Origin of the sequence: Phenylobacterium sp., assembly GCF_031412415.1 — a bacterium.
GTDB lineage: Bacteria > Pseudomonadota > Alphaproteobacteria > Caulobacterales > Caulobacteraceae > Phenylobacterium.
In genome coordinates, this window is sequence record NZ_JANOCX010000415.1 from 1 (window position 1) to 9,571 (window position 9,571).

Annotated in this window: 9 protein-coding genes; 6 read left to right on the forward strand and 3 right to left on the reverse strand. The window is 68.1% G+C overall.

Going from position 1 to position 9,571, the window contains the following annotated elements:
• The 6 genes from RMO04_RS19285 to der form a co-directional block, all read left to right on the forward strand.
• A partial coding sequence (locus RMO04_RS19285) for a heterodisulfide reductase-related iron-sulfur binding cluster (protein WP_309646391.1) occupies positions 1–703 on the forward strand: 703 nt, incomplete at its 5' end.
• Positions 704–713: 10 nt separating this feature from the next.
• A complete protein-coding gene (locus RMO04_RS19290; RefSeq protein WP_309646392.1) occupies positions 714–1,307 on the forward strand; it encodes a DUF3501 family protein in 594 nt (197 codons plus the stop codon).
• A gap of 51 nt (positions 1,308–1,358) precedes the next feature.
• On the forward strand, positions 1,359–2,615 hold the full coding sequence (locus RMO04_RS19295) for a cation:dicarboxylate symporter family transporter (RefSeq protein ID WP_309646393.1): 1,257 nt from the start codon (positions 1,359–1,361) through the stop codon (positions 2,613–2,615).
• A gap of 128 nt (positions 2,616–2,743) precedes the next feature.
• Positions 2,744–3,520 carry a tetratricopeptide repeat protein gene (locus RMO04_RS19300; protein WP_309646394.1) on the forward strand — a complete coding sequence of 259 codons (777 nt, stop codon included), beginning with the start codon at positions 2,744–2,746 and terminating at the stop codon, positions 3,518–3,520.
• Complete coding sequence (locus RMO04_RS19305; protein WP_309646395.1) at positions 3,517–4,926, forward strand: PQQ-binding-like beta-propeller repeat protein; 1,410 nt, start codon at positions 3,517–3,519, stop codon at positions 4,924–4,926. Before RMO04_RS19300 ends, RMO04_RS19305 begins: the two co-directional genes overlap by 4 nt.
• 20 nt (positions 4,927–4,946) lie before the next feature.
• Positions 4,947–6,599: a ribosome biogenesis GTPase Der gene (gene der, locus RMO04_RS19310; RefSeq protein WP_309646396.1), complete on the forward strand. Its 1,653-nt coding sequence runs from the start codon at positions 4,947–4,949 to the stop codon at positions 6,597–6,599.
• Here der and RMO04_RS19315 read toward each other — a convergent pair.
• The 3 genes from RMO04_RS19315 to purF form a co-directional block, all read right to left on the reverse strand.
• A complete protein-coding gene (locus RMO04_RS19315; protein ID WP_309646397.1) occupies positions 6,547–7,296 on the reverse strand; it encodes an SDR family NAD(P)-dependent oxidoreductase in 750 nt (249 codons plus the stop codon). The genes der and RMO04_RS19315 overlap by 53 nt on opposite strands.
• A complete protein-coding gene (locus RMO04_RS19320; protein WP_309646398.1) occupies positions 7,293–8,276 on the reverse strand; it encodes a bile acid:sodium symporter family protein in 984 nt (327 codons plus the stop codon). Before RMO04_RS19320 ends, RMO04_RS19315 begins: the two co-directional genes overlap by 4 nt.
• A partial coding sequence (gene purF / locus RMO04_RS19325; RefSeq protein WP_309646399.1) for an amidophosphoribosyltransferase occupies positions 8,273–9,571 on the reverse strand: 1,299 nt, incomplete at its 5' end. The genes RMO04_RS19320 and purF, both read right to left, overlap by 4 nt.

A 9,571-nucleotide genomic window follows, 5' to 3' on the forward strand; every position in this document is an offset into this window, starting at 1 on the left:
CTACAACGAGCCCGACACGGCGGTGGCGGCGGCCAGGGTGCTGGCTCTGCAGGGTGTCGAGGTGAAGCTGGTCTACCCCGAGTGTTGCAAGATGCCCCAGTTGGAAGCCGGCGACCTGGCCGCGGTGTCGGGCGCGGCGGAGCGGGTCTCCAAGGCCTTCGCGTCCTACATCGACGACGGCTACGACGTCATCGCGCTGACCGCCTCGTGCGGGCTGATGATGAAGTTCGAGTGGCCGCTGATGCTGCCGGAGAACCACGCCGTTCTGCGCCTGGCCGCCGCGACGCGTGACATCAGCGAGTATGTGGTCGACATCGCCAAGACCCACGGTCTGGCGCCCGGCCTCTCGCCGGTCGCGGGCGGGGTGACGGTCCACCATGCCTGCCAAGCGCGGGCGCAGAACATGGGTCAGAATTCGGCAGAGTTGCTGCGCTTGATCCCCGACACCCGCGTCGAGGTGGTCGAGCGCTGCTCCGGCCACGGCGGCACCTTCGGGGTGATGAAAGAGACGCGGCCCTCGGCGGTGAAGATCGGCAAGGCCGCCGCCCGCGCCGTGGCCAAGCAGGAGACCGCCGAGCTTTGCTCGGACTGCCCCTTGGCCTGCAAGCACCTGGGCCAGCTCCTGACCGTCGAGACCGCCGGGCCCCAGCCCCGACAGTCCCATCCCATCGAAATTCTGGCCCGCGCCTATGGCGCGCTCTGACGAGGACGCCATGCCCCTCAACCTGCGCCAAGTGACCCCCGACGACCTGATGCCGGATGGCGAGTTCGCCAAGGTCCGCGCCGAGCGCCGCGCAGCCCTGCTGCCGGCCAAGCGTCTGCGCCGCATCGCGTTGGGTCCGAGCTGCACGGTCTATTTCGAGTGCTTCGACACCATGTTGTTCCAGATCCAGGAAATGCTGCTGACTGAGAAGGGCGGGGCGGCTCAGGTGCCCGATGAGCTCGCGGCCTATAACCCGCTGATTCCGCAAGGCTCCGAACTGGTCGCCACCATCATGTTCGAGATCGACGACCCCGACCGCCGCGCAGCTCTGCTGTCGCGCCTGGGCGGCGTTGAGGACCTGTTCTTCCTGCAGGTCGGGTCGGAAAAGGTGATGGGGGTCCCTGAGGGCGACGTGGAACGCACCCGCGAGGATGGCAAGGCCTCGTCCGTCCACTTCGTGCGCTTCCCGCTGAAGCCTGAGCAGATCGCTGTCTTCCGCGATCCGGCGGTCGCCATCCTCGTTGGATGCGATCACAAGACCTATGCGCATCTGGCGGTGCTCGGTCCTGCGACACGCGCCGAACTTGGGAAGGATTTCGCCTAGGCCCGGCGCGAATCCGGTTTCCAAGACCCCGGAACGCACTAGGTTCGCGCCATGGCATCCGTGACCTCCGCCCTCCGCGCCGCCGCCGGCCAATCCACCGTGCGGATCCTGCTCAGCTTGGTGGTGGGGCTGGTCCTGGGCGCGTCGCTCGCGGAGGCGATCTTCCTCGAAAACATCCTGGCGGTCGCCGAGCCGGTGGGCGGTATCTGGCTGGACGCCTTGCGGATGACCATCGTCCCGCTGGTCTTCTCCTTGTTGGTGGTGGGAATCGCCTCGGCGGCCGGCACCGCGGCGGCGGGCGGCACGGCGGCGAAGGCCCTGGGTTTCTTCGCGTTGTTCCTAGTCCTGTCAGCGACGTTCTGCGCCGTGGCGCTCAGCGCGGTTCTGGCGGCCTGGCCCGCGCCGGTGGAGGCGGTCGCCGGGCTGAGGGAGGCGGCGGGCGCCTCGGCGGAAAAGCTTCCCGACTTCCCCACCATGGGCGCCTGGTTGCGCGCCTTCGTGCCGACCAATCCCGTCGAAGCCGCCGCGACCGGTCAGATGGCGCCGCTGGTGGTGTTCGCCCTGCTGTTCGGCATGGCCGCCACGCGTATCCGCGCCGACCTGCAGACCGGGCTGCTGACCTTTTTCCAAGCCGTCATGGACGCCATGCTGGTGCTTGTTCAGTGGGTGTTGTGGGTGGCGCCCGTGGGGGTGCTGGCCCTGGCCTTCATCGTCGGCGCCAAGGCCGGGTTCGGCGCGGCGGGCGCGCTTGGCCACTACATCCTGCTGCTGTCGGGGGTCTGCATTTCCGTCACCCTGCTGGCCTACCTGATCGCCCTGGCCGCCAGGGCGCCGCTGTTCGCCTTCGCGCGCGCCGTGGCGCCGGCGCAGGTGGTGGCGTTCTCGACCCAATCGTCTATCGCCTCATTGCCGGCCATGATCGCCGGCGCGGCCCAGCTCGGAACGCCCGAGCGAGTCAGTGGCGTGGTTCTGCCATTGGCGGTGTCGTTGTTCCGCATCACGAGTCCGGCCGCCAATCTGGGCGTGGCGATCTATTGCGCCCACGTCTATGGCGTCGACCTGACCGCCGCCCTGCTGATCGCCGGGGTGGGCGTGGCCGCGGTGATCAGCCTGGCTTCGGTCGGCCTGCCGGGTCAGATCACCTTCTTCACCACCACTGGTCCGATCTGCCTGATCATGGGCGTGCCGCTGGAACTGCTGCCGATCCTGCTGGCGGTGGAAACCATCCCCGACATCTTCCGCACCGTGGGGAACGTGACGGCAGACGTCGCGGTGACCTGCCTGATCGACAAACGCGCCAAGCCTTGAAGGCGGTCCGCAAGGGCCAGCCCGCCGGTCGATTTCATGAACCAACAGCGAGCGTTGCAGCGCACGCCCCGCCGCTATAGGTTCCCCCGCTCAAAACCCTAACGCCCTTTCGCGCGGAGTTCCCTTTCGTGGTTGATGTCTTTGAAGAGGTCGAGGAGCAGCTTCGCACCGACCGCTACAAGGCGCTCGCGCGCAAATCCCTGCCGTGGATCGGCGGGGTGCTGGCGCTGGCGCTGGTCATCGCCCTCGGGATCTGGGGTTACCAGTCGTACCGCGCCAAGGCCCACGCCGACGCCTCGGAGCAGTACGCCGCGGCGGGCGAGGCCTTCACCTCCGGCCAGCGCGACGAGGCCCTGCGCCTGTGGGGCGAAGTCGCCAAGTCGTCGTCGCGCGCCTACAAATCGCTGGCCCTGCAGCAACTGGGCGGCGTGCAACTCTCCGACAACAAGGTCGCTGAGGCCGTGAAGCTGTTCGACCAGGCCGCGGAGGCCGCGCCGACGCCGGTCCTGGGGGACATGGCCCGCCTCAAATCCGCCTTCGCCTTGCTCGACTCAAGCCCGTACAAGGACATGGAGGCGCGCCTGAAGCCGCTCACCGAAGAAGGCCGGCCCTATCGCGTTCAGGCGCGTGAAGCGCTTGCCTTCGCCAAGATCATGGCGGGCGACCTGGCCGGCGCGCGGACCGAGTTCTCGGTGCTGTCGCTGATGGTCGACGGCGGCGAGGGCGTCAGCCAGCGCGCCAAGGCCGCCATCGCCCTGATCGACTCCGGTTCGGCCAAGGCCGTGCCCGGCGCGGTGAAAGCCGCCCTGGCGCTTCCGCCGCCCGTCGCCCTCGCGCCCGGCGCTCTGCCGCCTGGCCTCCAAGCCCAGCCCGCGCCGCAACAGCAAGCCCCCGGACCCCAATGACGTCGATGCGCCGTAACAGCCTGCTTGTCCTGCTCCTGGCCGCCTCCATGGTCGTGAGCGGCTGCTCGACGGTCAGCCGGTTGAACCCCTTCAATCGCGGCGGAGACGACGGTCCCGGTGAGACCGCCGCCGAGGGCGAGCGGATCTCCATCGTCGCCGCCGACCAGAAGCTGGAAGTCGCCGAGGCGCTCAAGGGCGCCGACTTCTTCCTGCCCACGCCCGCGACGACCACGGAATGGCCGCTGCCCGGTGGCACGGCCGAGCAATCCAACGGCCAGCCCGAGGCCGGCGGAAGCCTGTCGGTCGCCTGGAAGCGCAATTTCGGCCGGGGCTCCGGCGGCGGCTCGTTCGTCACCGCCCCTCCGGTGTCGGCCAATGGCAAGATCTTCGTGATGGACGGGGAAGCCTCGGTGTCGGCCTTCGACGCCCAGTCCGGTTCGCAGGTCTGGAAGGTCAATCTGCGGCCCGACAGCAAGCGCGACAAGGAAGCCTTCGGTGGCGGCCTCGCCGTGTCCGACGGCAAGCTCTATGTCAGCTCCGGCTATCGCTTCGTCGCCCAGCTCAACGCCGACACCGGCGCGGTGGTCTGGCGAACGGTGACGGAGCAGCCCATCCACGCCGCGCCCACCGTCTCCGGCGGTCGGCTGTTCGTCGTGTCGGTGGACAACACCCTTCTGACCTTCGACGCCGCCACCGGCGCGGATGGCTGGACCTATCAGGGCCTGTCGGAATCGGCCCGCATCCTGGCGGCGTCGTCGCCGGCGGTCTCGGGCGACACCGTCGTGGCCTCCTTCGGGTCGGGCGAGTTGGTCGCCCTGCGCGCGGCCAACGGCAACGACCTCTGGAACGAAGCCCTGAGCCAGGCCAACCGCAACAACGCCCTGTCCGAGATCCGCGACATCCCGGGCCGGCCGGTGATCTATCAGGGCGACGTCTTCGCCGTCAGCCACTCCGGCGTTTTCGCGGCCACCGATCTGCGGACGGGGCAGGCGCGCTGGACCCTGCCCGTGACCGGCATCACCAGCCCGTGGCCCGCCGGCGACGTGGTCTATGTGGTGTCGAAGTCCGGCGAGGTGATCTGCGCGGCCCGCGAGACCGGCCAGATCTACTGGATCCGCGACCTGGGCGTGGGCCGCGAACGCAGCAGCGGCCGCGGCTTCATGGGCATCGGCTTCCTGGGCGGCAAGAAAAAGTATACGACGCGCCCGATCTGGTCGAGCCCGCTGCTGGCGTCAAACCGCATCGTGCTGGCCGGCACGACCGGCGAGCTGGTGGCTATCAACGCCAAGACCGGCGAGGTCGAGAAGACCATGGACCTGGGCGCGCCCACCCTGATCGGCCCGATCGCGGTGAACGGAACCATCTACGTCGTGACGGATGAGGCTCAACTCATCGCGCTGCGCTAAACCGGACGAAACGTGACGTCATGCCAATGCGGCTAGCCATTGTCGGGCGTCCCAACGTCGGAAAATCCACGCTGTTCAACCGGCTGGCCGGGCGCAAGCTCGCCATCGTCGACGACCAGCCGGGCGTCACCCGCGACCGTCGCTACGGCACCGGGCGTATCGGCGATCTGGACCTGGAGCTGATCGACACAGCCGGCTTCGAGGACGTCACCGACGACAGCCTTGAATCGCGTATGCGCCAGCAGACGGAACTTGCCATCGCCGAGGCCGACGTGGCGCTGTTCGTCATCGACGCTCGCGACGGCGTGACCCCGATGGACGAGGTCTTCGCCGAAATCCTGCGCAAGTACGATAAGCCGGTCGTGGTCGTCGCCAACAAGGCCGAGAGCAAGGCCAGCGACGTCGGCGTGATGGAGGCCTTCGGCCTGGGCCTGGGCGAACCCATCGCCATCTCCGCCGAGCACGGCGAGGGTATGGCGGATCTCTTCCAGGCGCTGCTGGCCGTCGAACCCGAGAACGACGGCGCCGAGGCCGAGGAAGACGACAAGCCGATCCGTATCGCCATCGTGGGCCGTCCGAACGCGGGCAAGTCGACCCTGGTCAACAAGTTGATCGGCGAGGATCGTCTGCTGACCGGTCCCGAGGCCGGCATCACCCGAGACGCCATCTCCGTCGACTGGAATTGGGACGGCCAGGCGATCCGCCTGGTTGACACCGCGGGTCTGCGCCGCAAGGCCAAGGTCCAGGAGAACCTGGAGAAGCTGTCGACCCACGACTCGATCCGGGCGATCACCTTCGCCGAGATCGTCATCCTGGTGATGGACGCGACGCACCCCTTCGAGATCCAGGATCTGCAGATCGCCGACCTTGTCGAACGCGAAGGGCGCGGCCTGGTCTTCTGTCTGGCCAAGTGGGACCTCGTCGCCGACCAGGGCGCGACGCTGAAGTACCTGATCGAAGAAGCCGGCCGGCTTTTGCCGCAGCTGCGCGGCTCGCCCGTGATCGCGCTCTCGGCGGAGACCGGACGACACCTGGACCGGCTGATGCCGGCGGTGATCAAGGTCCACAAGGACTGGTCGACCAAGGTCAAGACCCGCGACCTGAACGACTGGCTGCACATGGCGATCGAGCGCCATCCGCCGCCGGCCGTGGGCGGGCGCCGTGTGCGGCCGAAGTACATGGCCCAGACCAAGGCCCGGCCGCCGACTTTCGTCCTGTTCGCCACCCGCGCAGAGCAGCTTCCTGACCACTACCGGCGCTATCTGATCAACTCGCTCCGCGAGAGCTTCGAGATGCCCGGCGTGCCGATGCGCCTGACGGTCAAGTCGAACAAGAACCCCTATGCCGAGGGCGAGGACAAGGGTGGACCAGCGCCGCGATCCTCCGCGCCCGTCTTCGCGCCCAAGATCGGCAAGAAGGCCGCTGCTCCCAAGGGTGTCGCGGCGACGCGGTCTCGGATCACCGCGGCGGCGGCCGCCGCCGAGATCGAGGAGCCTGTCGCCAAGGCCAAGCCTAAACCCAAGGTGAAGCCGAAGACCAAGCTGGCCTCGGTGGGCAAGTTCAAGATCGGCGCCGGCCCCACGCCCAAGGGACGCAAGGCCAAGCTCAACCGGCCCGGCGTCAAGCCGAAGCGAGCGTCCCGGCCTGTGACCAGTCGGAAAAGCGGACGTTGACCTTCGGCAGGCCGAGATCGGCCTGCGCCAGTTCAACGATCATCGGCCCGATCTCGGCAGGTTCCGGCAGGGTCATCGGATCCTCGCCCGGCATGGCCTCGGCGCGCATCTTGGTGCGCATGGTCCCCGGATCGACCAGCACCGCGCGGATGGTAGTGTTCTCAAGCTCATCGGCCCAGGTCCGCACGAGATGCTCCAGGGCGGCCTTGGACGCGCCATAGGCGCCCCAGAAGGCCTTCGGCCGCTCCACGCGCCCGGTGGTGAAGAAGATGCCCCGCCCGGCCGGCGCTTCGCGCAGCAGGCGCTCGGTGGAACGGATCAGGCGATAGGTGGCGGTGACGTTGCTGGAGAACACCTTCTCCCAGTTCGACGGGTCGATGTGCGAGATGGGGCTCAAGCCACCCAGGATCGCGGCGGCGTGGACCAGGATGTCCAGGCGGCCGAACCGCTGATGGATCGCCAGGCCCAGGCCGTCGATGGTGTCGCCCTGGGTCAGGTCCAGTGGCACGAGGGTCGCGGGCTTGCCGGTGGTCGCCTTGATCTCGTCATCGAGGGTTTCAAGCGCGCTCTGCGTGCGGCCGACCGCGACCACGTGGGCGCCGGCCTGGGCCAGAGCCAGGGCGCAGGCGCGGCCGATGCCGCGGGTGGCGCCGGTGACCAGGGCGATCTTGCCGTCGAGGGGGAGGATGGCGGTCATGGAGAAACTCGTTTGGCGTAGCGCTGCGCCAGGGCGGCGCAGATCATCAATTGGAACTGGTGATAGAGCATCACCGGCAGAAGAATGAAGCCCACAGTGGCAGCCGGGAACAGGACGCCGGCCATGGGCACCCCGGCGGCGAGGCTCTTGTTCGAGCCGCCGAACACGATGGCGATCTCGTCCTCGGTGGAGAAACCCCGTGTCCGGGCGATCCAGATCATGAAGCCCAGAGAAATCGCCAGCAGGACCAGGCAGACGACCACCAGCCGACCGAGATCGAAGGCCGAGACCTGGCTCCAGATCCCGGCCACCACCGCGCCGGAGAAGGCATTGTAGACCACCAGCAGGATGGAGGCCCGGTCGACGAGGCCGAAGGCCTTGCCGTTGCGTTGGATGACGCCACCGATCCAGCGGCGCAGGAGCTGCCCGGCGATGAACGGCGCGAGCAGTTGCAGCAAAATGGCCTGCAGGGACGAAAGCGAGACACCGTCGCCCTGAGCGCCCAGCAGGACGCCGGCCATGATCGGCGTCGCGAACATGCCGATGAGATTGGAGGCCGAGGCCCCGCAGACGGCGGCGGCCACATTCCCGCGAGCTATGGCGGTGAAGCCGATGGCCGACTGAATGGTGGAGGGCAGGCAAGCCAGGAAGATGACACCGGGCGCGAGGGCGGCGGGCAGCACCCAGCTCGGCAGGGTCGCCGCGCCGAGACCGGTCAGCGGCCAGAGCACGAAGGTCGTCGCCAGCACTAGGCCGTGCAGCCGCCAGTGCAGCAGGCCCTTGATCACCGCTTCCTGGCTGAGCTTGGCGCCGTGCAGGAAGAAGACCAGGGCGATGCCGAACTTGGTGGCGGTGGCGACGGCGAGCGCGGCCTCGCCGCGCGCCGGCAGGATCGAAGCTAGCACGACCATGCCGACGATGGCGGCGATGTACCAGTCGAGGCCCAGCGCCTTGCGCCAGGCCGAAAGCCTTGAAATCACGCGTCGACCAGGAAGGAGAGCTGGCGGTCGGCGCCGTCGTTGCGGCCCTCGGCGATCTCGCGGTCCAACAGCCGCGTGGGGTAATCGCCGGTGAAGTAGTGGTCGGTGAACTGCGGGTTCACGGGATCGCGCGGCGCGGCGTTCATGGCCGCGTAGAGGCCGTCGACCGACAGATAGCCCATGGAGTCGACCTCCAGGATCTTGGCGATTTCGGCCACCGACTTGTTGGCGGCTAACAGATGTTCGCGATCGGGCATGTCGATGCCGTAGTAGTCCGGCCACATGATCGGCGGGGAGGCCGAACGCAGGTGCACCTCGGCGGCGCCGGCCTCTCGCACCATCCGCACCACGCGCACCGAGTTGGTGCCACGAACAATGGAGTCGTCGATCAGCATAACCCGCTTGCCCGCCAGGACATTGCGGTTGGGGGAGAGCTTCATCCGCACGCCCAGCTCGCGGGCGCCCTGCGTCGGCTGAATGAAGGTGCGGCCCACATAGTGGTTGCGGATGATGCCCATCTCGAACGGCACCCCGGTTTCCTGGGCGTAGCCCAGCGCGGCGGGCACGCCGGAATCGGGCACGGGCACCACCACGTCGACCGGCACGTGGCTTTCCTGAGCCAACCGGCGGCCCATGCGCTTGCGCACGTCATAGACCGAGCGGCCGTTCACCACCGAGTCGGGGCGGGCGAAGTAGACGTACTCGAAGATGCAGGGACGGGCGCGCGAGGCGGGGAAGGGCTTCAGACTCTCGATGCCGTCGTGGTCGATCACGACCATCTCGCCATGCTCGATGTCACGCACGAAGCGTGCGCCGATCATGTCCAGCGCGCAGGTTTCGGACGCCAGCACATACTTGCCGTCCAACTCGCCGAGCACCAGCGGGCGAATGCCCAGGGGGTCGCGCACGCCCACCAGCTTCTTATTGGTCAGGGCCACCAGGGCGTAGCCGCCCTCGATCCGCGACAGGGCGTCGATGAACCGGTCCACGAAGCGGGCCTTCCGCGAGCGGGCCAGCAGGTGAAGGATCACCTCGGAGTCGGAGGTCGACTGGAAGATCGCGCCTTCCGAGACCAGTTGCTCGCGCAGGGTCAGGAAGTTGGTGAGGTTGCCGTTGTGGGCCAGGGCGACGCCGCCGGCCTCAAGGTCGGCGAACATCGGCTGGACGTTGCGGATGAAGCTGCCGCCGGAGGTGGAATAGCGTGTGTGGCCAATAGCGCAGTGGCCGGGCAGGCGGTCCACCAGGTCGGCGCCAGCGAACGCGTCACCGACATGGCCCATGTGGCGCTCGGTATG